Origin of the sequence: Paeniglutamicibacter sp. NPDC012692 (assembly GCF_042901625.1) — a bacterium.
In the GTDB taxonomy this organism is placed as follows: Bacteria; Actinomycetota; Actinomycetes; order Actinomycetales; family Micrococcaceae; genus Paeniglutamicibacter.
Window position 1 is genome coordinate 1,655,820 of record NZ_JBIBDE010000001.1, and the last position, 24,606, is coordinate 1,680,425.

Genomic DNA, 24,606 nt, shown 5'->3' on the forward strand with positions numbered 1-24,606 from the left:
ATGGGCATGGCCAAGATGACAACAGCTCAGCATGTAGAAACCATCGCCGCCGGCTACTCGTTCGAGGGGCTGGCAGTCAATTTGGGCGCGGCCCTGGTCGATGGCCAGGTCCATCCCGAGGCGCAGGTGCGATTGCCCGTCCGCATGATGAATCGGCACGGTTTGGTTGCCGGCGCCACCGGAACCGGCAAGACCATCACCCTGCAGCTGATGGCAGAACAGTTGTCCGGCCACGGCGTCCCCGTGTTCCTCGCGGACATCAAGGGAGACCTCACCGGGCTGTCCACCCCCGGACAGCCCTCCGAGAAGCTCCTGGCTCGCACCGCCTCGGTGGGCATGGAATGGTCCGCCAAGTCATTTCCCGTCGAGTACTTTTCCCTCGGCGGCGACGGGGCGGGCATCCCCATCCGGGCCACCATCTCATCCTTCGGCCCTTTGCTGCTCTCCCGCATCATGGAGCTGAACGAGACCCAGGAATCCTGCCTGCAGCTGATCTTCCACTACGCGGACACCAAGGACCTTGAGCTGTACGACCTCAAGGACCTGCGCGCCGTCATCCAGTACCTGACCAGCGACGAGGGCAAGCCCGAGCTGGAGAACCTCGGCGGCGTTTCCAAGGCCACCGCCGGTGTCATCCTGCGCGAGCTGGTGACCCTCGAAGCCCAGGGCATGGACAGCTTCTTCGGGGAACCGGAGTTCGACACGTCCGAACTCCTGCGCGTGGCCCCCGACGGCCGCGGCGTGATCAGCTGCCTCGAGCTGCCCACCCTGATGGAAAAGCCCGTGCTCTTCTCCACGTTCATGATCTGGCTGCTCGCCGACCTGTTCGCCGAGCTGCCGGAAGTCGGCGACCCGGAAAAGCCCAAGCTGGTGTTCTTCCTCGACGAGGCCCACCTGCTGTTCCGAGGCGCCTCCAAGGCGTTCCTGACCTCGATCACCACCACCGTGCGGCTGATCCGTTCCAAGGGCGTCGGAGTGTTCTTCGTGACCCAGACTCCCAAGGACGTCCCGTCGGACGTGCTGGGCCAGCTGGCCAACCGCGTGCAACACGCGCTACGCGCCTTCACCCCTGATGACGCCAAGGCGCTGAAGGCAACCATTTCGACATTCCCGACCAGCGACTACGACCTGGAAGAGGCGCTCACCCAGGCCGGGACGGGCGAAGCCGTGGTGACGGTGATGAACGAAAAGGGCGCGCCGACCCCGGTGGCCTGGACGCGCATGTGGAGCCCCGAATCGACGATGGGGCCCTCCAACCCCGCGACGGTTGCGGGAATCATCCAGGGCTCTGCGTTGATGCAGGTCTACGGCACGTCCGTGGATCGGGAATCGGCGTTCGAGAAGCTCACCGCGGCACCGGCAGCCACGTCCGTCCTGGCGCCGAACGCCCCCAGCGCGGGTTTCCCCGGCGTGACGGCCCCGGTGCCCACGGGCGGCTCGGTGGGCGGGCGGATCCCGGGTGCCGGCCAGTCCCAGGCCGACATCGATGCCGAGGCGCGCAGGATCGAGGAGTCCATCCTCGGCAAGCCCTCCTCGCTGCCGAGCTCGGCCCCGGGGCCTGGTGCCGCCGACTATTCCATGCCCGAATTCGAGGACGAAAAGCCTGCCAAGAAGTCGGCTCCACGCACGCGGTCCGCTCCCCCGGCGCAGCCAGCCCAAGCCGGGAACCCACTGCTGGACATGGCCTTGCAGGCGGCAAACGCGATCGGCAGCGAACTGTTGCGCGGAATGTTCGGAACCAAGAGGCGCAGGCGCCGCTAAGGACACGCAGGTCATAGCCGCTTCAGATTCCCGGTAGCCTAGAGGATCATGAGCGAACGACTTTCCCCCACCAGGGTCGCAGCCATTTGGGCGGCGGCCCTGGTGCTGCTGGCCGTAGCAGCAGTATCCGTCATCATCTTGGTGAACCACACGACCTTCGGACCGAGCCAGAAGGTCAGGGAGCTGCAGGCGCACCTGGTGGCCGGCGAGGGCGCGCAGGCCCTGGGCATGCTCAATGCGACGGTGCCCGAAGGCAACGGCCTGCTGCTCGACGGCGACGGGCTGCGTGCCGCCAGCGCCGAGATCAGGGACTTCACGGTGGGCAAGCCGGAGCATCTCCCCGGAAGCGGGAAGGTGGTGCAGGTGACGGCGAGCTACACCGTCCACGGCACGGAACAGCAGACCAGCTACAGCTTGCAGTCGGTCGGCCGCAGCTGGCTGTTCTTCGACCGCTGGAACTTCGTGCCCTCGATCCTGCCCACGGTGGAAGTCTCGGCGAGCACCACCAATGAAGTGGACATCAACGGCTTGCCCGCGCCGCTGGAGAACGGCAAGACGACGATCCCGGTGTTTGCACCCTCGGTGGTCAACGCCGGCTTTGAAACACAGAACTTTGCGGCCGATTCCCGCGGCATCGCGGTCACCGACCCGAACGCGCAGGGAACCGCGGTGAAGCTCCAAACCGAACCTACCAAGGCCCTGGTGGAAGAGGTCAACGGGCAAATCAAGAAGTACCTGGATGACTGCGCCAGCCAGCAGGTCCTGATGCCGGCAAGCTGCCCCATGAGCTACTCCACCTCGGCCCGGGTCCGCTCGGATTCGATCCACTGGAGCATCCTGGATTACCCGAAGGCCGAGATCGTCTCCTACAACGGGGAGTGGGCCCTGCGCCCGCTGACGGTCAAGACCCGGCTCCAGGTTACCGAACAAGACCTGCGCACCGGCGCCTCCTCCGAGCATTCGTTCGACGAGGCTTTCGGCTTCACCGCGGAGCTCAAGGCCGGCACCACCAAGGCCCGGGTCATCCCCGTGGCCAGCGAGTGACCCCGCTGCCTTAGTGGCCCATGGCCGGGACCAGCCGGTATCCGCGGCGACGCAGTTCCGCCGGCGTCCTCGACTTGAGGTGGCGCTGGTGCAGCACGATCGCCACGGCGATCAGCCCGGCGACCAGCGAAATGATCGCACCGCTTCCCACCGACCAGCGGGCGCCGAATTCGGTTCCCAGCCAGCCCACGAACGGTGCGCCGAAGGGCGTTCCGCCCTGCACCACCACAACGTAGAGCGCGATGACCCGGCCTCGGTAGGCGGGATCCACCGAAAGCTGGATGGTGGTGTTCGAGCTGTTCAGGAACGTCAGCGACGCCAACCCCACGGGAACCATCATGACCGCGTACCAGAAGAACGTCGGCATGGCGCTTGCAATCAGGGCGGCCAGCCCGAAACCGACGGCGCCGCCCAACAGGTAGCGCATGCGCGGCCGGGCGCGCCGGGCCGCCAGCAGCGCCCCGGCGAAGGTTCCGACGGCCATGAGGGTTCCCAGCAGGCCGAACTCGCCCGCGCCGACCCCGAAGACGTCGGTGGCCATCATGGCGTTGGTCAACTGGAAGTTCAGCCCGAAGGTGGAAACCACGAAGGCGAGGCCGAAGATCAGCAGCAGGTCGGGCCGCTTGCCGACGTAGGCGAGGCCTTCCCGGATCTGCCCCTTTTCCCGGGCCACCAATGTGGTCGGCTGGAATTGTTCCTTGCGCATCCGGCTCAGCGAGAAGATCACGGCGCCGAAGCTTGCCGCGTTGATCAGGAAGGCAGGTGCCGTTCCAAGCAAGGCAATGATTAGGCCGGCCACGCCGGGGCCCGCAAGCCGGGCGAGGTTGAACGATGCGCTGTTCAGTGCCACCGCGTTGGGCAGGTCGTCGGCGGGGACGAGTTCGGAGACGAACGCCTGGCGTGCCGGTGCGTCGAATGCGCTGGCGACGCCCAGACCCAGCGCCAGGAGGTACACGTGCCAGAGTTCGGCGGTGCCGGTGACAACCAGCAGGCCGAGGCAGAGGGCGAAGAACCCCATGGCCGTTTGGGTGATCACCAGCAGCTTGCGCTTGTTCATCCGGTCCGCGAGCACCCCGGCAAAGGGCCCCAGGAACAGGATGGGGAGGAATTGCAGGCCGGTGGTGACGCCGGCCGCGGTCCCGTCGTGGTTGGTGAGCACCGTGAGGACCAGCCAGTCCTGGGCAACGCGCTGCATCCAGGTGCCGATGTTGGACACCAGGGCGCCGGCCGTCCAGAGGCGGTAGTTGGGGATCCTCAGGGCGCGGAACATCTTGCTCATTTCGCGCTCATTTCCTGCAACAGGGCGGCGGCCCTTGCAAGGATTTGTCGGTCGTCCTCCCCCAGCTGGTCGATCCGACGGGCCAGCCACGCTGTGCGCTGGCTGCGGGCTCCGACGAAGGTGCGCATGCCCTCCTCGCTGATGTCGATCATCACCTGGCGGGCGTCCTGCGCGTTGGAGGTGCGGGTCACCCAGCCGGACTCGACCAGCGACTTCACGATGCGCGTCATGGAGGGCGCCGCGACCTGTTCGCGCTGGGCCAGCTCACCGATGGTGTGCCCCTCTGTCTTCAGCGCGGCCAGCACCGAGTACTGGGCAGGGGTCAGCATTTCGGAGCTGGATTCCGTGCGCAGCCGCCGGGAAGTCTTCATGATGGCCACGCGCAGCTCGGCGGCCAGGTCCCCGGTCTTGGTTGCGGGTTTCTTGCGTGTGGCGCTTGTTCGTACGGGTTTCGGTTCGTTTTCAGTTGCGTTCTCTTGATCCGGGGTGGTCACGGATCCTCCTTCGGCGAGCCCTGCGTGTGGGCGTCTTTGGTTTCGACCTCGATTAGTTCCTTAGCATTGCTAACAATACTTCGGCCGAATTATTCCCGCCATGACGCCGATCACCATCGGCGGATCATCCCGCGTGAGACGCCCAACAACGCGCGGCGGCAAGCGAAAGGCCCCCTGGGTGTCGACCGGAAAATTCCGGAAAACACCCAGGGGGCCTCGGCTCGACTGCTAGGCCGCAGGTCAGTCCATGCCGCGCAGGTCCAGGACCAGCTCGGTCTCGCCCTCGGCATCCAGGATCACCGGGATGCCCCAGTCCTGCTGGTACAGGTGGCAGGCGGCGTGGTCGGGGATTTCGCCGCCGGGCTCGCCGTCGCAGGCAGCGGCGCGCGCGGTAATGTGCAGCACGCCCTCGGAGACCTCCGGGTTGAGCTGCAGGGTGCGCTTCAGGCCGGTGGAGGTTCCGCCGCCGCCCAGCAGCAGCTCCTCCGGGGACGAGGAAATCTTCAGCTGCGTGGGATCGCCCCAGCGGTCGTCGAGCTTCTGTCCCTTGGGTGCGGAGAAGCGCACGGTCAGCTCGTGCGCCCCGGCTGCAACCTTCGTCTTGGGGCGCTGGGTCTGCGCCGCGCCCTCGTCGACCACCAGAGCCTCGGCCGGCAGCGGCAGTCGCACCAGCTGGTGGCTGTTGGTCTCGACGACCAGCAGCACCGGCTCGCCGTCCACGGTGTCGTCGAGCTGCACGTCCGCGGGTTCGTTCAGGCCGCGGGCCAGCGTGCTGACCATGGCGGTGGCCGGGTCGTAGCGGCGCACGGCGCCGTTGTAGGTGTCAGCGATCGCGACCGAGCCGTCCGGCAGCACGGCAACGCCCAGCGGGTGCTGGAGGCGTGCCTGGTCTGCGGCGCCGTCGCGGAAGCCGAAGTCGAAGAGCCCTGCGCCGATGGCCGACTCGACGGCCTCGACCGAACCGTCCTCGGCCAGCACCAGGCGGCGCAGCGCGGAGGTCTCGGAATCGGCAACCCAGATGTTTCCCTGGGCGTCGGAGGCCAGGCCCGAGGACTGGGCGAACCAGCTCTCCCCCGGCTTGCCGTCGGCCAGGCCCTCGAGCCCGGTTCCGGCGAAGACGCGCAGCGCCAGGCTGGACGGGTCGAAGGAGAAGATCTGGTGGGTTCCGGCCATGGCGATGACGACCGCGTTGGCCTTGTCGCTCCACAGCACGTCCCACGGCGAGGACAGCGAGGTGTTCAGCGGGTCGTTGCCCAGGTCGCTGATCCAGGCGTCCGCGTCGGCCGCGTTGTCAGCGGCGGTGCGGGCCTGTTCGGCGTCGAGCAGGCGCTGCACGCCGTTGCCCGCGAGCGTGCCCACGGCGCCGGTTTCCAGGTTGAGCGAGCGCAGGCGGTGGTTGACGGTGTCGGCGACGACCACGTGGTAGCCGAGGCTTGCGGCCAGTTCGGCCGGCAGCAGGGTCAGGCCCTGCGGCTCGTTGAACTGGGCGGTCTGCGCGTCGCCGTCGGCGAAGCCCTTGACGCCGGATCCGAAGGTGCGCACCACCGAGGTCAGGTCGTTGCCCAGTTCCACGATGCGGTGGTGGCCGGAATCACCGACCAGGAAGTTCCCGTTTTCCAGCGCGACGGCCTTGCCCGGGAAACGCAGGTCGCCCTCGCGTGCCGGGGGCGCCACGTAGGGTCCGTCCCCGCGGTGCAGGGTCCCCTTCTCGGTGTGCTCGGCGATGAGTTCCTCGATCAGCGATTCCATGCCGCTGGCGTGGCCCTCGCCGGAGAGGTGGGCGACGATGTAGCCCTCGGGGTCGACGACCACCAGGGTCGGCCAGGCGCGGGCCGCGTAGGCCTGCCAGGTGACGAGCTCCGGGTCGTCGAGCACCGGGTGGTGGATTTCGTAGCGCTCGACGGCCGCGGCTAGCGCCACCGGATCGGCCTCGTACTCGAACTTCGGCGAGTGGACGCCGACGGTGACCAGGACGTCGGAGTACTTCGCCTCAAGCGGGCGCAGCTCGTCCAAGACGTGCAGGCAGTTGATGCAGCAGAAGGTCCAGAAGTCCAGGATCGTGATCTTGCCGCGCAGGTCCTCGAGGGACAGCTGCTTGCCGCCGGTGTTCAACCAGTTCCGGCCGACGAGTTCGGAGGCACGGACCTTGTAGGAGGTGCGGACCGATTCGGTTCCGGTGTTTGAGGGGGCTGTCATGGGGGGTACTCCTTGAGCTTGTCGGCTGACGCGGTGCTGCACCCCATTATCCAGCTTTTGCGGCCCCGTCGGCGACATCATGACCCGATGCTACTTCCGGCCCCGGCAAGGGATCCGGCACCGGGCTGATTGCACGCTTTGCCTCACCGGGACAAGAACCGAAAGCAGCGCGGGAGCATGCCCTGCGGCTACAAGCTCTCCCCGGTGCTGGCCAGTTTGCCGTCGGCATCGACATACCGCTGAAGGCTTTCCTGCTCGTATGCGGGCCGATGCGCCCTGATTTCATCGGCGGTGGGAATCCATGGCCCGCCACCCCGCCGGATGATCTCCAGGGTCTGGGCAAGCTCGGTGGTGAAAAACGGATCATCCAAGACTTCGAGGGCAATGTCCGGGCATCTGTACATGTTGAGCATTGCAAAGTCCCGTGCACCGCCCCGAGGCAAGTCCATGATGATCGCCGGGATGAGCTCTCGCGCACACCGGAGCCTGCCAAGTGCAGTCTCCCCCTCGGCGAAAGATTCCGCAACGTCCAACCGTCCCTGTCCCACGAGCTTGTCGACGGTGGTGTCGGCCTCGGTGTTGTTTGCAAGCTCGGTCAGCTGCTTCAATGCCGGGTCGAAAAATTCCTTGCGCACAGTGTCAAGAATTGCATTCCGGTGTTGCCGCAATAGGCCGAACACCCGCGTGACCATTTGATCAATGGCTTCCTCAAGATGGTTTTCCACCACGGGCTGCAGCGCCAACGCGGCCACTGCAGCCATGTCTATGGCCTCCTGTTCAACGATGTTCTCGACGATTGCACCGGATAAGGCGCCGGCTCTTTGGGTCTCCGCCGCCAATGCCTCCAGCCGCTCCAGCTTTCCGATGGCGGAAGCGACCTCGTTCGGAAGCTTGAGGTCTTGATTGTTGCGTATGACGTGCACTGCTCGGGCAACCGGGTTGTATCCCATTCGCGACATTTTGATTGTTCTCCTTTCCGAATCCTGAATGGAGCAATTTTGGGAATGCCGAACAAAGAATCCGCCAGCCCCGACTTGACCGGCCCCGGGCTCGCAACGGCAGGCGTGGTCTGGCGTTCTACGGGTTGGCTGACCGGTGAAAGACGGACCCGCGATTTCGCTGATGCTATGCAAGAGGTCACGACGAATCAAGGGATCATTGTCTTTTGCTGACGTTGCGATTGCGACGTCGCGGATCCCTGAAGATGGGCGTGGCCGATTCGCGGGGCCGGTTGCGGCGTGGCCGGCGCATCCACGCCACGGCGTCAACCACACGGACACGTGCCCAGGGGCCGCTGATGTCAGGGACGATACAGCACCGTCGCCGACAGGGGCCCGCAAAAACCGTCCGTCAAGGCGCGCGGGCATCCCGCAACATCTACCCGTTGGACCTCCCGGCCGGCAACATCGCGACCCGATGCTACTTCCGGCCCCGAACGGGGCCCGGAGCCGACCGTCCCTAGCGGGCCTGGGTCAGTGCCGCGTTGAGGATTTCGCCGGCCATCTGGGTGAACTCGGGCGAGTCCAGCCCGTCGGAGGCGATGAACGAAACCATGCCGACGTAGTCCCCCTGTGTCTTGACCAGCACCAGGGCCTGCTGACGCATGGCGTGTCCCGGCTTGGCGCGGGTCCACAGGATGGCCGAATCGGCCTGGTCCTCCTTCACCGCGGGCTTCTGCGTGGTGAACGGGACGGTTTCCGATTCCTGGTGCAGGGAGATCTTGTTGCATTCGGTGAGCATGCGCAGCACCGTGCCGTAGTGCTTCTCCAGCGCCGGCTTATCGGTGATCTTTGCGACCTCGACCGATCCGGTGGCCGCGATCTTGTCGGTCAGGAAGTCGGTGCGCGCGCCCTCGGCCCCCATCTGCACGGGAGACCAGTTCAGCGACTCGATGACCTCGGAGCACTGCGAGGGGATGACGACCACGCCGTTGAGCGAGTCCTGCGGGGCTTCCTTGAGGGATTCAAGTTCCTGGCCGTCGATGACGCGTGCCTGGTCGAAGCCCAGCCGAGCGGCCATGGAGATGCCCGAGGCGACGGCCAGCTGCGCGGTGGTCAGCTGATCCTGGGCGCCGGACGAGGCTGCGGGCGCGCTGGGGCTGGCGCCGGCGCTGGAGGGGAGCGGCGCGTGGCCCGCCGGGAGCTCGAGTCCCGGGTCCTTGGCCGCGCAGCCGCCCAGCAACAGGCCCAACGACGCGGTCAGGGCGAGGGCGCGCAGGGCACCCATCTTGTTCTTAGCGGCCACGTCGTTCAATCTCCTGGTCTTGTTGTTTCAGCTGGGCAAACATCTGGTTGTAGGCCTGCAGCTCCGCGTCGTTGTCACGGTCCGCCTTGCGGTCCGAGCGCTTGGATTCCCTCGCGTCGTCGCGGCTCCAGGCCACCATCACGCCCAGTGCCAGCAGCAGCGTGGGGACCTCGCCGATGCCCCACATCGCGGCGGCCCCCAGTCGCTGGTCCTCCATCGCGGGCTCGCCCCACGGGCGACCCAGGTTGCCGAACCAGTCGGCCTGGATCAGCGAGGTCGACCCCATCAGGGACACGCCGTAGAACGCGTGGAAGCTCATGGTGGCCAGCAGGATCACCAGGCGCAGCGGGTAGGGCGCGCGCTTGGGCACCGGGTCGGTGCCGATCATGCTCAGCGCAAAGAGGTAGCCGGTGAGCAGGAAGTGCACGTTCATCAGCTCGTGGCCCACGTGCTGGCGCAGCGCAAAGCCGAAGAGGTCCGTGTTGTAGAAGATGATGATCGACCCGGCGAAGTTGGCGGCGGCGAAGATCGGGTGCGTGATGATCGCCGAGTACTTCGAGTGCACCAGCACCAGGATCCACTCGCGCGGGCCGCGGGTGCCGTCGGTGCGCGATGCCAGGGCCTTCAGCGCCAGCGTCACGGGGGCGCCCATGACCAGGAACAGCGGGGCGACCATGGTCAGGGCCATGTGGTCGACCATGTGCATGGAGAAGAGCACCATGCCGTAGACGGCCGGGGCGCCGGAGGTGATGTAGAACAGGGCGGCCAGGCCGACCATCCAGACGGCCAGGCGCAGGATCGGCCACTTGTCGCCGCGGCGGCGCACCTTGACGGTCGCAATCACGTAGAGCGCGGCCAGGATGATGATGATGGCGACCCACAGCCAGTCGAGGCGCCATACGGTGAGCCAGCTGTCGCTCGTGAGTTCCGGCGGCAGCTCGTACCCGCTGAGCAGGCGCGCGGGGCTCGGAACTTCCGGCGGGGAATCCGGGGTCGGCGGCGCGGTGCGGCCCAGGACGGTGCCCAGCGACATGACCACCGCCATGATGAGCGCTTCGATGCCGACCACGCGCCATGCGGCATTCAGCGCGCCGACCTGGCCGGCCTCGAGGCGGGGAATGACGTAGCGGCGGTGGGCCAGGCCGAGCGCGCCCAGGCCGATGGTTGCGATCGCCTTGGCGATGACCAACCAGCCGTAGGGGCTGTTCAGCTGCTCCCAGCTGGTGATCCGGATCGTGGCGCTGACAACGCCGGAACCGGCGACCAGGAAGATCGAGATGGTGGCCAGCGCGGAGAACCTGCGCAGGACGGTGCCGGCCAGGATGGGAGCGGTTCCGCCGTGGCGTCCCGGGGCCTTGCCCTGCAGCAGCGGGGCCAGCGCGGCGAGCACCGCGATGCCGCCGAACCAGAGGGACACGCCCACCAGGTGCAGGCCTATCGCGTTGACGGCTCCCCAGTGGTCGTCGCCCCCGGCGGCGTGGCCGATCAGCGACATCGGCAGCACCCCCGTCATGGAGAATGCGGCCGCGGCGCCCACCCATGCCGGGGAGCGCACGCCGAAGGCCAGCGAGGAGGTGATCGCCGCGATGACGATCATCCAGGCCCAGGCCCGTCCGACGGAAATCTGCAGGACGAAGTCGAGCATTGCCGTGGTGTAGGTGGGGTCCAGGCTCATCGGCTTGCCGACGAGGTCCCAGAAGCTGAAGACCAGCACCGCGGCGGCCGCGAGGGTCCAGACCATGCCCGAGGCTGCCGCGAGGTTCATGGCGCGCACGAACGCCGGGTGGGCCTCGCCGCCGTCGGTGTCGTGCTCTCGCTGGGCGGGGCGCTTGGGTTTGGTGGAGCGCGGCAGGATCGCCGCGGCGAAGACCAGCGCTGCGATGGTGATCGACATTGCCGTGTGGTGCATGGCCTTGGCGATCGGAAGCGCCCAGCGCACGAAGGCACCCGGGTCGCCGAGCTGGCTGGCCGCGGAGGTGCCCGCAAAGACGCTGGCGGCCACCAGGGCGATAAGCCCCAGCAGAATGGCGGGAAGGGTCAGGACCGGCCAGAGCCTGCCGACGGAGCCCCCGGAGGTCTTTGTTTCATCCCGGAGTCCGGTGTTCTGTGACTTGTTCACAATGTCCTTTCAACTTCCACGCTTGATCATTCTCCCATCGTTCGGCGCCCGCCGTGGTGCCGTGGTGTTGTGCGCCACCACGGCACCACGGCACCACGGCGGGCACGCAATCAACCGGCGAACAATTCCTTGCCCAGGTACGAGCCCTCCGCGCACCCCGGAAGGATTGCGTAGACCGCCGACCCTATGGCCGTTGTCCATTCGTTGAGCATGTCGGACTCGGCCAACCGCCTTTGGATGGGCAGGAACTGGCGGTCGACATCGCACTGGTAGGAGGCGAAAAGCAATCCCGCGCTGTCCGGTTCCAGGTAGTTGTAACCGCGGCGCAGAATGATTTCGTCGGCCTCGCGCGGCTGGGCACGCGCAACGTGCGAATCCGGGGAGATGACGGGCAACCCCAGCTCGTCCGTGGCGCGCAGGTCCGGCGAATCGAACTCGTGGCTGCCGGTCAGCGGAGCACCGGTGTCCTGCCGCCTCCCCAGGGAGAAGTCCCGCCCCGGACGGTCCACCTGGTCCCAGGTGTCGAGGTCCATCTCGATCCGGCGCAGCACCAACGAGGTGCCGCCTGGAACCCAGGGTTCCAGGTTGTCGCCGCCCCAGAGCGCTCGTTCAAGCATGTCACCCCTCGGGTTTCCGGTGCCGTCCAATTGCCCGAAGAGGTTGCGCATGGTGGCCGCCTCGTCCTGGGAACCACGCGAATGGCGGAACCCCTCCTGCACCCAGTGGGGCGTGGCAAGAGGCTTCAGGTCCTTGAGCAAGGCGCGCGAGGCGTGGGCCAGCGACATCCTGTCGTCCCCGCAGATCTGCAGGATCAGGTCGCTCTGGCCCCATGCGGAGTCCAGCTTGTCCGCGGGGAATGCTTCAAGGTCCTTGAGCCAGCCCGGCAGCAGACCGGGGTTCAAGGTTTTCACCGCGAGCGGCCCCAGTCCCATGGTGACCGTCAGCCGGGCCGGGTTGGCCGCGAGTTCCGGTTCCGTGTCGGCCAGGATGCCCCTCCCGGCCATGAGCCGGGACGCATCGTCGCTGACGAGCCGGAACACACGACGCAGGATCTCGCGTTGCTCGACCTGGCTTGAGGCCTCGGGCAGGATCAGGTTCAGTGCCAGGAAGGAAACGAAGGCCGGGGCCGGTGTCTGGATTCCCGGCTGCCTGTCACCGTGGAAGGCAATGGTTTCCTGCCCGTGCAACGGGCCGCCGGGCTGCGTTTCGGCTGCCTGCGCGGTTCCTGCGCCGGATCCGGCGGCAAACCCCGCGGCGGCACCGGCGACGGTGGCCGCACCGCCAAAGAGCAAGGCGCGCCGCGACGGGGCGCTTGTTTGGTTGGTTGTGGTTGTCACCACGATCAGTGATCCCCGTGCTCGGAGTGCTCTGCCTCCGGTGCATAGGATTCCTTGGCCCCGCCGAACTCCTTGATCTCGAAGTCGACCTTGTCGGTGCTCTGGTCCGCGTAGGTGAAGACCACGGTTGCAGTGGAACCGGCCTTCAGTTCCTCCTTCAGGCCCATGAACATGATGTGCTTGGCCCCCGGTTCCAAGGCGACCGTCGAGTTGGCCGGAATGACCAGCGGGCCGTCGAGCTTTTCCATGGTCATGGATGTCCCGGTTCCCTTCATGTCATGCAGTTCGACGCTCTCGGCCACGGCCGAGGAAACCGAAACAAGGGCCTTTTCCTGGCCCGTGGTGTTGTGCAACTGGGCGAAGCCGCCGGTCATTCCCTTCGGCGCGGCCTTGATCCAGGCTTCACTGACGTGAACCGCGCCTTCCTGGGCTGTTGCATGCGTGCCGTGGCTTGCCGCATCGGGAGTGTTGGCGCTGGCGCAGCCGCTCAGCAGGGCCGCCACGACGGCCGCCACGATGCCTGCGCGAGCGAAGCGGGAGGTCGGGTTGTTCAGAATGCTGGTGTTCAAGGACATGGGAAATCTCCAGGGTACGGGCGGAGCATCCGGGCTCTGCCTCAGGGGCCGCCAACGGAATCCGCGCGGCATCCAGCGGGCGCGGTTCGCAGGGCTCGACCGCAAGAGAGCATGCGGCGGCCCGGGAAACGGGACACGCGTGGGTGCCAAAAAATGTGTGTGTACGTTCGGCGACGATCGTTCGCCGGGACGTGTGTGGGGTGCCGTTGCCGCACTACGTTTGTGGCAAGGACTCCCTGATGGCCTACTTGCCTTGGCGGCGAACCTTCAACAGGACCATGAGCACCGAGCCGAGAACGACGACACCGGCGATGAGCCAGACAACGGCCGTGGGAAGCCCTGCCAGCTGCTTCGCGGGGCTTTGCTGCTCGGTCGCCGGAACCGTTGCGGCTTCGGAGCTTGGGGCCGCGCTGGGGGCCTGCGTGGCGGCGGGGGTCGGTGTAGCGGAATCGACGGCCTTCGGATCCTTCACGCTGAACGTCAGCTTCTTGTCGATGGGGTGGCCGTCGGAGGAGACGACCCGGGTCACCAAGGTGTAATCGCTGTTGGGCAGGGTGGCTGCGGGCGTGACGGTGAGGTCCCGGCCGGCGATTTCGAAGCTCGTCTGGATGCTCCGGCCCTTCTCGTCCTTCAGCTCAACGATGGTGCCGATTTCCTTCAGATCCCCGCTGAAGGTCAGTACGAACTTTTCCGGGGAGGTCTTCAGCTCCGCACCGTTTGCCGGCGTTGTGGCCACCAATTCGTCGTGGGCCTGGGCGCTGCCGACTCCGAAAACCGTCATCAGGCTGAGTAGTGCAATGGCAAGCAGGGCGGCAAAGCGTGCCTTGGAGCCCGCATTCTGGGTTGAAACGTTCATGGTTTTTTGGTCCTTGTCCACGCCGTACATGGCGGGGTTCCTGTGTCGAGGGTTCTGCGATTAGCAATAAGCGAAAGCAGGACCGACAGGAGGACCGCGACGGCGCAGTGCGGGCAACAAGACGTCCAGGCGAGCCACGGGCATCGGGGATGAGACAACCCGGGACCGCAGCGCAACAAGTGGCTGCCAGGCGCGGGCATAGAGGATGCGTCGCGGAACGTACAGCAAAATGCCGTCCACGAGGGAGCGGACAGCCAGCTCACCCTTGCGCAGGGCCGCGATGGTCAGCAGCGCGGCAAGCAGGTGCGAAACCGGCATGAGGTAGCCCAGCGGTGATTCGGCAACAGCGCTGGGCGGCAGGACCTCTTCAACGTTCAGAACCATGGAATGCGCACCGTGTCCGGGCATCGCCCCGGATTCCTGCAGGTGCCCCGTTGCAGACTGGTGCCCGAAAAGGCCGAAGACCGCGTGATAGAGACCCTGACTCAGGACGACGGCAATCGTCGTGCGAATCAGCGAAAAGTTGGTCGAGGCCAGTGCGGTGCACACGGCACCCGATACCGCCAGGACAAGGCCGACAATCGCCAGGGGCGGCATCATGCCGTCGGCCACGGTGTGGGAGGCAACGGCAAGGCACGTGCACACGAGCGCACCAATCCAGCCACGCACAATGCGCAGGCCGCGATCTTCCATGCCTAGTCCCTCCAACCGGTTTGTCCGTGGGCGTTCGCGCCCTGGCAGCCCATTCTACGCGATTCTACGAAACGTAGAACTCAAGGCGCCATTCGGACTTCCTTCATTAAACCAAACGGCCCCGCGCAACAGGTCCGAAGACCCATCGTGCGGGGCGGTTAGAAAGCTTCTGCGGGAGCGCAGACTACTTGCCGGTAACGGCAGCCTTCAGCTTGGAGCCAGCGGTCAGCTTGACCGAGTGGCCGGCTGGGATCTGGATGGCTTCGCCGGTCTGCGGGTTGCGGCCGGTGCGAGCTGCACGGTCGGTGCGCTCAACTGCGAGCCATCCCGGGATCGAAACCTTTTCGCCCTGCGAAATCTGGGAAACGAATACCTCGAACACGGCATCCAGAACGCCGTTGACGGCTACCTGGGAGTTGCCGGTCTTCTCGGCGACGGCTGCAACAAGTTCACTACGGTTCATAGCCAAAGTATGTCCTCCTGGACTTTTCTTCCCGACCGATTTCGGTTCAGGACGCCTCGCATTCGCGGGGACTTCTGTGTGAGAACTTACCAAATGTTCAGACGCGAAACGCCCGAAATGGGGCGAGTTCCCGGGATTTTTTTGAACTTTGGCAGGTTTTTCACGTTCAACGGCCAGTTTTAAGCCCAAAGAGAGATGAAGGGCACTTTTTTGGGCCGGATCCGACCACGCCGCGCACACCCGTTTTCGTGGTGTTTCGAGGCTCGATCCGGACCCGGTTTTCGGATCGTTCCGTCCAGGTGTCTCCCTGCGCCGGGGTGTACTTCACTCAAGAAAGCAGAGTGATTCCCGTTGCATTTTCGGCCTCTTTCCAGATGGCTGCGGCGGCCCGTGGATCGGTCGTGATTCGTGCCGGTTTCGATCGGACCGGCGCCCCCTTGAGCCAACCCTTGGGACCGAAGAACACGGCTCCGTCGTTCCGGAATGCCTGTGGATCCAGCGCAGCGCGCACGATCGGCAACGCACCTCGGTTCTTGCCCTGGGTAAATGGCGCCTGCAACGAGTCCGCGAACAGCTTTCCCCTGCTTGGTTCATTGACACCGGGAACCACCGGCGTGCGGCCCGAAATCGAGTAACCGGGATGCGCGCTCAACGCACGCACCGGGCTCCCGGCGGCCTGCAGCCTTCGGTCCAGTTCGAATCCGAAGGACTGCATCATGATTTTCGACTGCGCATACGCTTGCCAGCCCGAATACCCCTTGCTCAGCTGCAGGTCATCCAACCTCGGCTTGACCATGAGGGTGGACAGCGAACCCAGGGTGAGCACACGGCTTCCGGGAGTCCGTTCCAGCACGGGCAACAGGCCTGCAACCAGCGCGAAGTGTCCAAAGAAGTTGGTGGCAGCGACCAGTTCCAGCCCGTCCGCGCTTTGCTTACGTGCCTTGGGCGTGTGGACCACGCCTGCGTTTGCAATGAGCACGTCGAGGCCTTCCAGCTCGCTAAGCCGTTCGACCGACCCTGCGACGGACTCGAGGCTTGCCACGTCCATCGTCACCGAAGACACCTTGGCGTTCGGCACCCGCGTACGGATGGCTTGCACCGCGGCATCTGCCTTCGACTGGTTCCGGCATGCCAGAATCACCTCGGCACCCCGTTGGGCCAATTGCAGGCTGGTCCAGAAACCGATGCCGGCGTTGGCACCCGTCACCAGGATCCGTTTGCCCGAGGCATCCCCCACAGCGCGGCGGCCGTGCGCCGTGGAATCGCCAGGGTGCGGATCATGGTTTGTGGTGCCGAATGGGTGTGTGCTCATGGAGATCAAAGCTACCCCTTCCTCCCCCGCGCCGTCAGGAGTCTTGGGAAAATTCGGACACTGACTTCCGTTCATTGCCGCCGCGCCGCCCTGCTCGTTAAGGTTGAGATGGAGGACAAAGAGAGGCCGGTCGATTCAGATGACACACCGCAACCACGAAGAAAACCGTGATGCGTCGCTGCATGCCGCACGATACCGCTTGGCGCAGGAACTGGAGACCGAAGATATTCCGGTTGATGAATATGCGCAAGCCACAGGCCGAAAATTTGCCGACGAGAAAGACGAGCCCGCCGAAACTCCGCACTTCCATGCCGACGAAGAGGTCTGGGAGGTGGCCAACAGCGCCCTCGACGCGGCCTTTGCCCGAGGCGACTTCGACAACCTTGCCTACGCGGGGAAGCCCATCCCGGGATTGGGCAACAACACCGACCCCGACTGGTGGGTCAAGGGGATGATGGAGCGGGAGAAGATCAGCGGCGTTGGTCCGCCGGCCTTGATGCTGCGCAAGGAGGACGCGGAGCTCGAGGCAACCATGGACGACTTGCATTCCAGGAGCCAGATCAGGGATCTGCTAGAGGATTTCAACGCGCGAATCATCAACGCCCGCCGCCAACTCAACGGCGGCCCGCCGGTGATCACCAGGTTGCGGGACATCGAAGCCGAGCTCGAGGGGTGGGAACTGCGCCGCGCCCAACGAGCGGCAACGTCCGCGTCCGAGCTGGACCCCACAGCCCCGGCACGCTCGCCGTGGTGGAAACGGTGGTTCGGCGGCGCCTAGCCCATCCGGACGGCGCGCAGCCATCCGATTCGCCAGCGCCGTGGAAAGCCGCCGGTAAAGAGGCCCGATGCCGCCAAGCACCGGATTCGATCCAGCCGTTAAATGGCCAAAGGCCCCAACCGAATCGGTTGGGGCCTTTGACTGCTTCTGGAATTTACCAGGAAGACTTGGTGATGCCCGGAAGCTCGCCACGGTGTGCCATGTCGCGGAAGCGAACACGGGAGATACCGAACTTCTGGAAGGTACCGCGCGGGCGGCCGTCGATGGCGTCGCGGTTGCGAACGCGGATCGGGGATGCGTTGCGGGGCAGCTTCTGCAGGCCCAGACGAGCCTCTTCGCGTGCCTCGTCGGTTGCGTTTGGGTCAACCAGGGTCTTCTTCAGTGCGGCACGCTTTTCGGCGTAGCGCTCAACGATGACCTTGCGCTGCTCGTTCTTAGCAATCATAGACTTCTTAGCCATGTTTAGCGCTCCTCTCGGAATTCGACGTGCTTGCGGACTACCGGGTCGTACTTCTTCAGTACGAGGCGGTCCGGGTCATTGCGGCGGTTCTTGCGGGTCACGTAAGTGAAACCGGTACCGGCGGTCGACTTGAGCTTGATGATCGGACGTACGTCCTTATCCTTAGCCACTAGAGCTTCACACCCTTCGCAATGAGTCCAGCTACAACGGCGTCGATGCCGCGGACGTCAATGAGCTTGATGCCCTTGACCGAAAGGGTCAAGGTAACATTGCGGCGCAAGGACGGAACCCAGTAGCGCTTCTTCTGGATATTCGGGTCGAACCGACGCTTGTTGCGGCGGTGCGAGTGGGAGATGCTGTGTCCGAAGTTCGGAACTGCACCGGTCACCTGGCATACAGCTGCCATGATCACTCCTCAGTTGTAGTAAATATTGGCGGTACTCGTTTACAGATACAGCGGAAAACTGCTGCCTCTGAATCTGCGATTAAGAGTCCCGCCACCAGTTGTGACACCGTATATTACTGCACACTTTGAAGGTAACCAGGCTGGGTGAGAACCAACCGAAGCGCCTTTATTAGCGTGAAAGACGGTGAACCTCGCGACCAGGTGAGTATTTTTCCCTACTCGGTTGATCGCGATATTCGGTTTTACGGGTAAACGTGCACACCCATAGGCATGCACGACTTAACGCCTTACCATCCTAGGCGATTAACACATGCGCGGACAAATCGAAGCCAACCAAAACCGTGTCTTTAATTGCGATCTGCCTCACGTTGCTCCTCGCACCGCCGAATCGCACACCGGCCAACCGGCTCTGCGACGGGCAGAATCAGCGAAAAATCCAGTGCTCAGGGTCGAGCTGGCTGGTGAGTTTGCGGCCAATGCGAGCCAATTCCGCCACGTCGCTCTCATCAAGCCCGTCGAAGATAAACTGCCGCACCGAGGCGACATGCTCCGGGGCCACGTGTTCGATCATCTCCCAGCCCGCGGCGGTAAGCCTTGCGATGGTGACCCGTGCATCGGATTCCGAGCGGCTGCGTTCCACCCAGCCCCGGGCCTCGAGCTTCTTCACCACGTGCGACAGCCGCGACAACGAAGCACTGGTGCGCGAGGCCAATTCGCTCATGGGCAACGTCCGGTCCTCCGCTTCGGAAAGCATCGCGAGCACGTTGTAGTCAAAGAGCGTGATCTTGGCCTGCAGCTGCAATTCACTGTCCAGGGCCGCCGGCAACAGCGTGGTGACCGACAGCAGGGCCAGCCAAGCCTCTCGTTCAATGGGGCTCAGCCACTTCGGTTCACTCATGGGAACCATCTTTCCATAGCCACGCATCGGCTCACCTCACCGGCGTGTTTTGGATCTTGCCGGGAATACGCCGATCCCGGATTCCGCGACGGGTGTCCGTCAAGGAATCCGGGATCGACGTGGGCATACCGGTGTCCGGCTTGCGGCTCCCTACCTCGCGGCGAGGGCCTTGCGCCTGCGGTACGCGATGACCTGCGAGGCGACCACGACGACCAGGGCCAAGATGAACATGGCCGAACCTATCACGTTGGCCTGCGCCGGAATGCCGCGCGTTGCCGAAACGTAGATGAACTTCGGGAAGGTCGTGAAGTTGCCGGAGTTGAAGTTGGTGATGATGAAGTCATCGAAACTCATGGCGAAGGACAACAGCGCCGCAGCAACGATGCCCGGAAGCAACAGCGGGAAGGTGACCTTCCAGAACGTGATGAACGGGCTGGCGTAGAGATCCGAGGCGGCCTCTTCCAGACGCGGGTCCAGCGAGGAAACCCTGGCCCGCACTGTCACCACCACAAAGGACATGCAGAACATGATGTGGGAGATCACGATGGTGGTGAAGCCGAGTTCCCACCCCAGGTTCAGGAACTGGGCCAACAGGGAGGCACCCAGCACGACTTCCGGGGTCGCCAGCGGAAGGATGATCAACAGGTCCGCCGTGTTGCGGAACTTGAACTTGTAGCGGACCAGACCCAGGGCCACGCAGGTGCCCAGGACGGTAGCGAAAAGTGTTGCCACAACGCCGATCTGCAGCGAGTTGGCCAGCGACTCGCATACGTTCGGTGCACCGCAGGGATTCTTCCAGTTGTCCAGTGTGAAACCGCGCCATTCAAGGTTGGTGCGCCCGGCATCGTTGAAGGAAAAAACAAAGATGTATGCGATGGGAACCAGAAGGTACACGAAGGCGAGGCCTCCAACGACGGGGATGAACCAGCGTCCAATTTTTTGTCTCATGCCATAACCTCCTAGAACAGTTCCTTGGTGCCGAAGCGCTTGATGTATATGAGGACCAAAGCCAGGATGAGGATCATCAGGATGAAGCTCAAGGCCGAGGCGCCCGGGTAGTCGACAACCTTGAAGAAGCGCGAATCGATGATCTGGCCGATCATCGCCGTGTCTCGGTTGTTGCCCAGCAGTGCCGCGTTCACGTAGTCGCCGGCCGCCGGGATGAAGGTCAGCAGGGTGCCCGCAAAGACGCCGGGCATTGACAGCGGAAGCGTGACCTTGAAGAACGTCGTGATGGGGTTGGCGTACAGGTCCCCCGAGGCTTCGAGCAGGTTGGTGTCCAGCCTGTCGAGGTTGGCGTAGATCGGAAGCATCATGAACGGCAGGAAGTTGTAGGTCAAGCCACAGACAACCGCGAACGCGGTGGCCGTGAGGTGCCCGTCCGGCGGCAGGATCGCAATCGCCCGAAGCACCGTGACAACAGGCCCCTCGTCGGAGAGGATCTGCTTCCAGGCCTGCGTGCGCAGGATGAAGCTGGAGAAGAACGGGGCGATCAGCAACACGAGCAGGATTCCCTGCATGAGCTGGCGACCGCGCAACCTAACCGCCACCAGGTACGCCATGGGGTACCCGATCAGCAGCGCCGCAACGGTGGCGATCAGCGCAAAGAAGAAGGAACGCAGGAAGACGTCCCAGTAGGCGGTGATGACCGTGGTGTAGTTGCTGAACTGCAGGGCCGGCACGAACTCGCCGATTTCGGCGCCCGGCGGCTTGGCGTACAGGGACATGGAAAGCAGCACCAAGACCGGGGCGGCGAAGAACAAGGCCAGGAAGGCCATGCCCGGAATGATCAGGTAGAGCCCAACCCGTCCCTTGCGCTTCTCCGCAGCGATTTCCTCGTCGCTGCGGAAGTCCTCGGGCTCGCCGCGCTTCTTGCCGCGGGGACGCGTGGCGGTGGTAGTCATACCGCGTCCTGCCCCTCGGTTGTTTTCTCCGCTCCGTCCAGTCCGAACGAGAACTCGGGTTCCCAGGTCATGCGGACGGTGTCGCCACGCTGGGCGGGGTGCTGGCCCATGTTCTGGGAGAACGTGCCGATGGTGCCGATGCCCGGGACCTCGACGAGGTACTCGGTGCTCACGCCGGTGAAGGACGCATCCAGGACGGTTCCGGTGAGCATGTTGGCGGTGTGCGAGTAGTCATCGGGCAGGTTCAGGATGCGCATCTTTTCTGGACGCACGCCCACGATCGCGGCGCCGCTGTGGGCCACCGAACGGTTCTTGGGCATCACCAGCCGGTGGCCGGAGACGTCCACGGCAACGGCGTCGCCCAGGTCCTCGGTCACCGTGCCGTGCATCAGGTTGGACTTGCCCAGGAAGTTGGCCACGAACGCCGTCTTGGGAAGCTCATACAGGTCGCGCGGGGCGCCCATCTGTTCGATCTTGCCCTTGTTCATGACGGCGACGGTGTCGGCCATGGTCATGGCCTCTTCCTGGTCGTGGGTCACGTGGATGAAGGTCAGGCCGACCTCGGTCTGGATCGATTTGAGCTCCACCTGCATCTGGCGGCGCAGCTTCATGTCCAGCGCACCGAGCGGCTCATCGAGCAGCAACACCGCAGGCCGGTTGACCAGCGCACGGGCGAGCGCCACGCGCTGCTGCTGACCGCCGGAAAGCTGGCTTGGCTTGCGCGAGGCCAGGTGGCCGAGCTCCACCATTTCCAGTGCGGCCTTGGCGCGGGACAGCTGGTCCTTCACGCCCTTGCGCTTCAGGCCGAACGCCACGTTGTCCAGCACGCTCATGTGCGGGAACAACGCATAGGACTGGAACACGGTGTTGACCTGGCGCTGGAACGAGGGCAACTTGGTGACGTTCTGGCCGCCGATGCTGATGCTGCCGCTGGTTGGCTGCTCCAGCCCGGCGATCATGCGCAGCGTGGTGGTCTTTCCGCAGCCGGACGGGCCGAGGAGCGCGAAGAACGTCCCGCTGGGGACGGTGAGCGTCAGGTCATCCACCGCGGTGAAATCCGTGAATCGCTTGGTCACATTGCTGAGGTGAAGGTCGGCCCCCGAGGACTCCCCGGTCATGGCCGGATCCTTCAGGGTTGTTGGAGTGCTCAATTTAGGCGCCAATCACTTGCTGGAACATGTTCTGGAATTCGGTTTCTTCGTCAACTGTCATTTCCCGTTCGGCGGTTGCCAGGCTCAGGAATTCCTCGGTGGGGAAGATCAACGGGTTGTCGACGAGCTTGGGGTTGATCTCCTTCATGGCCTCGCGTGCCCCGACAACGGGGCAAACGTAGTTCACGTACGCCGCAACCTCGGCGGCGACCGCGGGGTCGTAGTAGAAGTCCATGAGTTTTTCCGCATTGGTCTTGTGCGGCGAGCCGATCGGGACCATGAAGTTGTCGCTCCAGATCAGGCCCTTTTGTTCGGGCATGACGAACTCCCACTTGTCGCCTTCCTCGAAGTTCAACTGGGTGATGTCACCCGAGTAGACGAGGCCGGCAATGGCGTCCCCAGAAATGAAATCCTGCTTGTAGGAGTTGCCCTTGACCTGGCGGATCTGTCCGTTCTTGATATTCTTGTCGAGCACGTCGAGGGAGTTCGAATACTCGTCGACACCCCAGTCACCCGAGACGTCGATACCCGCGTCGAGCATGAGCATCGGCATGGTGTCGCGCATTTCATCCAACACCGTGACGCGCCCCTTCAGGGCGGGATCCCAGAGGTCCGAAACGCTCTTCAGACCCTTGGGGAAGGCTTCCTTGTTCCAGGCCAGGCCCGTGAAACCGGACTGCCAGGTGAGGGACTTCTTGCGTCCCGGGTCGAATCGCACGCTTTCCAGTTCCGGCAACAGGTTCTTGATGTTGGGGATGTTGTCGTGGTTCAGTTCCTGGACATACCCCTGGCGGATCAGGCGCTCGGACATCCAGTCGCTCGGTGTGATGATGTCCTGGCCGATGTCCTTGCCCGAGGCAAGCTGTGCCTGGATCTTGCCGTAGTAGGTGTCGTTGGAATCGATGTCCTCGGAGTACTTTGCCGTGATTCCGCTTTCCTTCATGAACCGTTCAAGGGTCGGGTACTTCTTGGACTTGTCGTCGTAATCCAGGTAGAGGGTCCAGTTGGCCCAATTGACGATCCTTGAATCCGCCGAGAGATCGGCAGCCGCACTCGGCCCAGCGGCCTTGCTGGCACCCGAGGTGCCGCAGGCCGCCAAGAATCCGGCCAATGCCAATCCCCCGGCGCCCGCCAACACTCCCCGTCGAGATACCTGGGCCGCGGCAATGCCCCGGCCCAGGCGTTGCAGGGAATTACGTTGATGGTCGCTGCGAGACATTATGCTCCGATTGCTGTCTGGAATTGGCTGTTGAACTTGGTTTCTTCGTCGGCGCTCAGGCTCCTGAAGACGTGTGCCTTCGCTAGATCCTCATCGGACGGGAAAATCAGCGCATTGGTGACCAAACTCGGGTCGATCTTCTCCATGGCTTCCCTGGCCCCCTGGACCGGCGAAATGAAGTTCACGTACGCGGCGACCTGGGCCGCGATTTCCGGTTCGTAGTAGAAGTCCATTAGCTTCTCCGCGTTGGTCTTGCGCGGGGAGGCAACCGGAACCAGCATGTTGTCGCTCCACAGGGTGCAGCCGGCCTCGGGGATGATGAACTCCCACTGGTCGTTGTTCTCGAAGTTCATCTGCACGATGTCGCCGCTCCAGACGATGCCGGCGATGGCGTCCCCGGAGATGAAGTCCTCCTTGTAGGAGTTGCCCTTCACCTGGCGGATCTGCCCGTCGTTGATCTGCTTGGCCAGAGTGTCGGAGGCCTTGGCGAATTCGGCGTCGCCCCACGAACCCGAAATATCCACGCCGTCATCGAGCATCAAGAGACCGATGGTGTCGCGCATTTCGTCGAGCACAGTGATGCGGCCCTTGAGGTCCGGGCTCCAGAGATCCGAAACCTTTCGCAGCCCCTTGGGGTACTTCGCCTTGTTCCAGGCGATGCCCGCGTAACCGCTCTGCCAGGTCAGCGAGTGCTCGCGTCCAGGGTCGAAGTCGACCTTTTGCAGGGCGGGGAGCAGGTTCTTGGCGTTCGGGATGTTGGCGTGGTCCAGCTTCTGGGTGAAGCCCTGGCGGATCACGCGCCCCGCCATCCAGTCGGTCAGGGTGATGATGTCCTGCCCAATATCCTGGCCCGCGGACAGCTGGCCCTGCACCTTGCCGTAGTAGGTGTCGTTTCCGTCGATGTCTTCGACGTAGTGCACGTCGATGCCGGTGCGCTTGGTGAATTCCTGCAACGTCGGATACTTCTTGGTCTTGTCGTCATAGTCGAGGTAGAGCGTCCAGTTGGCCCAGAAGACGTTCTTGTCGGTTGCCGAGATGTCCGTGACCGCGGGAGCGCTTCCGGCGGCCCCGCCGGTGGCGCCTCCGCCCTTGCTTCCTCCGGTTCCGCAGGCGGCCAGCAGCCCGGCAAGGCCCAAGCCGCCGGCGCCCGCCAAAAGCCTGCGACGGGACATCTGCATACGTTGCGCCTGCGCGATCAGCGCCCGAACCCCCGGATCACTGGGCAGTTCGCGATGGTGTTGACTAGACATGGCCGGATTCCCCTTCAGCTGATGCTGCATACACGACTATTCACGCCCTTATGACACGGGTCACAAACAACGCGTGACATGGATCATGTCAGGGATTCCGTTTTCTGACAATAGTTTTCGGCTGAAATGCTTTCTTAACAAACGAAATCCATTGCACAAGACCTCTT

24 protein-coding genes are annotated in these 24,606 nt (G+C 64.2%); 3 read left to right on the top strand and 21 right to left on the bottom strand.

Translation table 11 applies throughout. The features are described 5' to 3' along the window. The first annotated feature begins 6 nt into the window (after positions 1-6). Both ACFY5D_RS07725 and ACFY5D_RS07730 read left to right on the top strand, forming a co-directional pair. Positions 7-1,761, top strand: coding sequence for a helicase HerA-like domain-containing protein (locus ACFY5D_RS07725; protein ID WP_387527263.1), 1,755 nt, complete (start codon positions 7-9; stop codon positions 1,759-1,761). 48 nt (positions 1,762-1,809) lie between these two features. Beyond that, positions 1,810-2,805 carry a hypothetical protein gene (locus ACFY5D_RS07730; protein WP_387527267.1) on the top strand — a complete coding sequence of 332 codons (996 nt, stop codon included), beginning with the start codon at positions 1,810-1,812 and terminating at the stop codon, positions 2,803-2,805. A gap of 10 nt (positions 2,806-2,815) precedes the next feature. On the opposite strand, the gene ACFY5D_RS07735 is transcribed toward ACFY5D_RS07730, so the two are convergent. The 12 genes from ACFY5D_RS07735 to ACFY5D_RS07790 form a co-directional block, all read right to left on the bottom strand. After that, positions 2,816-4,075: an MFS transporter gene (locus tag ACFY5D_RS07735; protein WP_387527625.1), complete on the bottom strand. Its 1,260-nt coding sequence runs from the start codon at positions 4,073-4,075 to the stop codon at positions 2,816-2,818. Positions 4,076-4,080: 5 nt separating this feature from the next. After that, positions 4,081-4,578, bottom strand: coding sequence for a MarR family winged helix-turn-helix transcriptional regulator (locus ACFY5D_RS07740; protein WP_387527270.1), 498 nt, complete (start codon positions 4,576-4,578; stop codon positions 4,081-4,083). Positions 4,579-4,818: 240 nt separating this feature from the next. Then, positions 4,819-6,774 (bottom strand): NHL domain-containing thioredoxin family protein, encoded by a 1,956-nt coding sequence (locus tag ACFY5D_RS07745; protein WP_387527273.1) that lies wholly within the window; start codon positions 6,772-6,774, stop codon positions 4,819-4,821. Positions 6,775-6,962: 188 nt separating this feature from the next. Then, positions 6,963-7,925: a hypothetical protein gene (locus ACFY5D_RS07750; protein WP_387527276.1), complete on the bottom strand. Its 963-nt coding sequence runs from the start codon at positions 7,923-7,925 to the stop codon at positions 6,963-6,965. A gap of 307 nt (positions 7,926-8,232) precedes the next feature. After that, positions 8,233-9,018, bottom strand: coding sequence for a hypothetical protein (locus ACFY5D_RS07755; RefSeq protein WP_387527278.1), 786 nt, complete (start codon positions 9,016-9,018; stop codon positions 8,233-8,235). Next, the gene (locus ACFY5D_RS07760) at positions 9,008-11,137 is read right to left on the bottom strand and encodes a cytochrome c oxidase assembly protein (RefSeq protein WP_387527281.1); all 2,130 of its coding nucleotides are present in this window, start codon (positions 11,135-11,137) and stop codon (positions 9,008-9,010) included. The genes ACFY5D_RS07755 and ACFY5D_RS07760 overlap by 11 nt, the downstream gene beginning before the upstream one ends. A gap of 110 nt (positions 11,138-11,247) precedes the next feature. After that, entirely contained in the window at positions 11,248-12,474 is a 1,227-nt protein-coding gene (locus ACFY5D_RS07765) for a Dyp-type peroxidase (protein ID WP_387527284.1), read from the bottom strand. Between the two features lie 5 nt (positions 12,475-12,479). After that, on the bottom strand, positions 12,480-13,049 hold the full coding sequence (locus ACFY5D_RS07770) for a copper chaperone PCu(A)C (RefSeq protein ID WP_387527286.1): 570 nt from the start codon (positions 13,047-13,049) through the stop codon (positions 12,480-12,482). A gap of 244 nt (positions 13,050-13,293) precedes the next feature. Further along, positions 13,294-13,905: a copper resistance protein CopC gene (locus tag ACFY5D_RS07775; protein ID WP_387527289.1), complete on the bottom strand. Its 612-nt coding sequence runs from the start codon at positions 13,903-13,905 to the stop codon at positions 13,294-13,296. Between the two features lie 60 nt (positions 13,906-13,965). After that, positions 13,966-14,598, bottom strand: a complete 633-nt coding sequence (locus ACFY5D_RS07780; protein ID WP_387527292.1) for a hypothetical protein — start codon at positions 14,596-14,598, stop codon at positions 13,966-13,968. 184 nt (positions 14,599-14,782) lie between these two features. Continuing rightward, complete coding sequence (locus ACFY5D_RS07785) at positions 14,783-15,067, bottom strand: HU family DNA-binding protein (RefSeq protein ID WP_068733068.1); 285 nt, start codon at positions 15,065-15,067, stop codon at positions 14,783-14,785. A gap of 322 nt (positions 15,068-15,389) precedes the next feature. After that, positions 15,390-16,373 (bottom strand): SDR family NAD(P)-dependent oxidoreductase, encoded by a 984-nt coding sequence (locus ACFY5D_RS07790; protein ID WP_387527296.1) that lies wholly within the window; start codon positions 16,371-16,373, stop codon positions 15,390-15,392. A 139-nt stretch (positions 16,374-16,512) separates the two neighbouring features. Here ACFY5D_RS07790 and ACFY5D_RS07795 point away from each other — a divergent pair, with 139 nt between their 5' ends. Beyond that, entirely contained in the window at positions 16,513-17,151 is a 639-nt protein-coding gene (locus tag ACFY5D_RS07795) for a DUF1992 domain-containing protein (protein ID WP_387527299.1), read from the top strand. Positions 17,152-17,305: 154 nt separating this feature from the next. Here the strand turns inward: ACFY5D_RS07795 and rpsN are convergent, their stop codons facing one another. The 9 genes from rpsN to ACFY5D_RS07840 form a co-directional block, all read right to left on the bottom strand. Next, positions 17,306-17,611, bottom strand: coding sequence for a 30S ribosomal protein S14 (gene rpsN, locus ACFY5D_RS07800; RefSeq protein ID WP_209999415.1), 306 nt, complete (start codon positions 17,609-17,611; stop codon positions 17,306-17,308). 2 nt (positions 17,612-17,613) lie between these two features. Further along, a complete protein-coding gene (rpmG, locus tag ACFY5D_RS07805) occupies positions 17,614-17,781 on the bottom strand; it encodes a 50S ribosomal protein L33 (RefSeq protein ID WP_068733060.1) in 168 nt (55 codons plus the stop codon). Beyond that, positions 17,781-18,017, bottom strand: a complete 237-nt coding sequence (gene rpmB, locus ACFY5D_RS07810) for a 50S ribosomal protein L28 (protein ID WP_209999416.1) — start codon at positions 18,015-18,017, stop codon at positions 17,781-17,783. Before rpmB ends, rpmG begins: the two co-directional genes overlap by 1 nt. 424 nt (positions 18,018-18,441) lie before the next feature. After that, positions 18,442-18,915, bottom strand: a complete 474-nt coding sequence (locus ACFY5D_RS07815; protein WP_387527304.1) for a MarR family winged helix-turn-helix transcriptional regulator — start codon at positions 18,913-18,915, stop codon at positions 18,442-18,444. 150 nt (positions 18,916-19,065) lie between these two features. Continuing rightward, on the bottom strand, positions 19,066-19,863 hold the full coding sequence (locus ACFY5D_RS07820) for an ABC transporter permease (protein WP_387527307.1): 798 nt from the start codon (positions 19,861-19,863) through the stop codon (positions 19,066-19,068). Between the two features lie 11 nt (positions 19,864-19,874). Beyond that, on the bottom strand, positions 19,875-20,819 hold the full coding sequence (locus ACFY5D_RS07825; protein ID WP_387527310.1) for an ABC transporter permease: 945 nt from the start codon (positions 20,817-20,819) through the stop codon (positions 19,875-19,877). Beyond that, positions 20,816-21,937 carry an ABC transporter ATP-binding protein gene (locus tag ACFY5D_RS07830; protein ID WP_387527628.1) on the bottom strand — a complete coding sequence of 374 codons (1,122 nt, stop codon included), beginning with the start codon at positions 21,935-21,937 and terminating at the stop codon, positions 20,816-20,818. Before ACFY5D_RS07830 ends, ACFY5D_RS07825 begins: the two co-directional genes overlap by 4 nt. Positions 21,938-21,971: 34 nt before the next feature. Beyond that, positions 21,972-23,189: a PotD/PotF family extracellular solute-binding protein gene (locus tag ACFY5D_RS07835; protein ID WP_387527313.1), complete on the bottom strand. Its 1,218-nt coding sequence runs from the start codon at positions 23,187-23,189 to the stop codon at positions 21,972-21,974. Continuing rightward, positions 23,189-24,439, bottom strand: a complete 1,251-nt coding sequence (locus ACFY5D_RS07840) for a spermidine/putrescine ABC transporter substrate-binding protein (protein ID WP_387527316.1) — start codon at positions 24,437-24,439, stop codon at positions 23,189-23,191. Before ACFY5D_RS07840 ends, ACFY5D_RS07835 begins: the two co-directional genes overlap by 1 nt. Between the last annotated feature and the right edge of the window lie 167 nt (positions 24,440-24,606).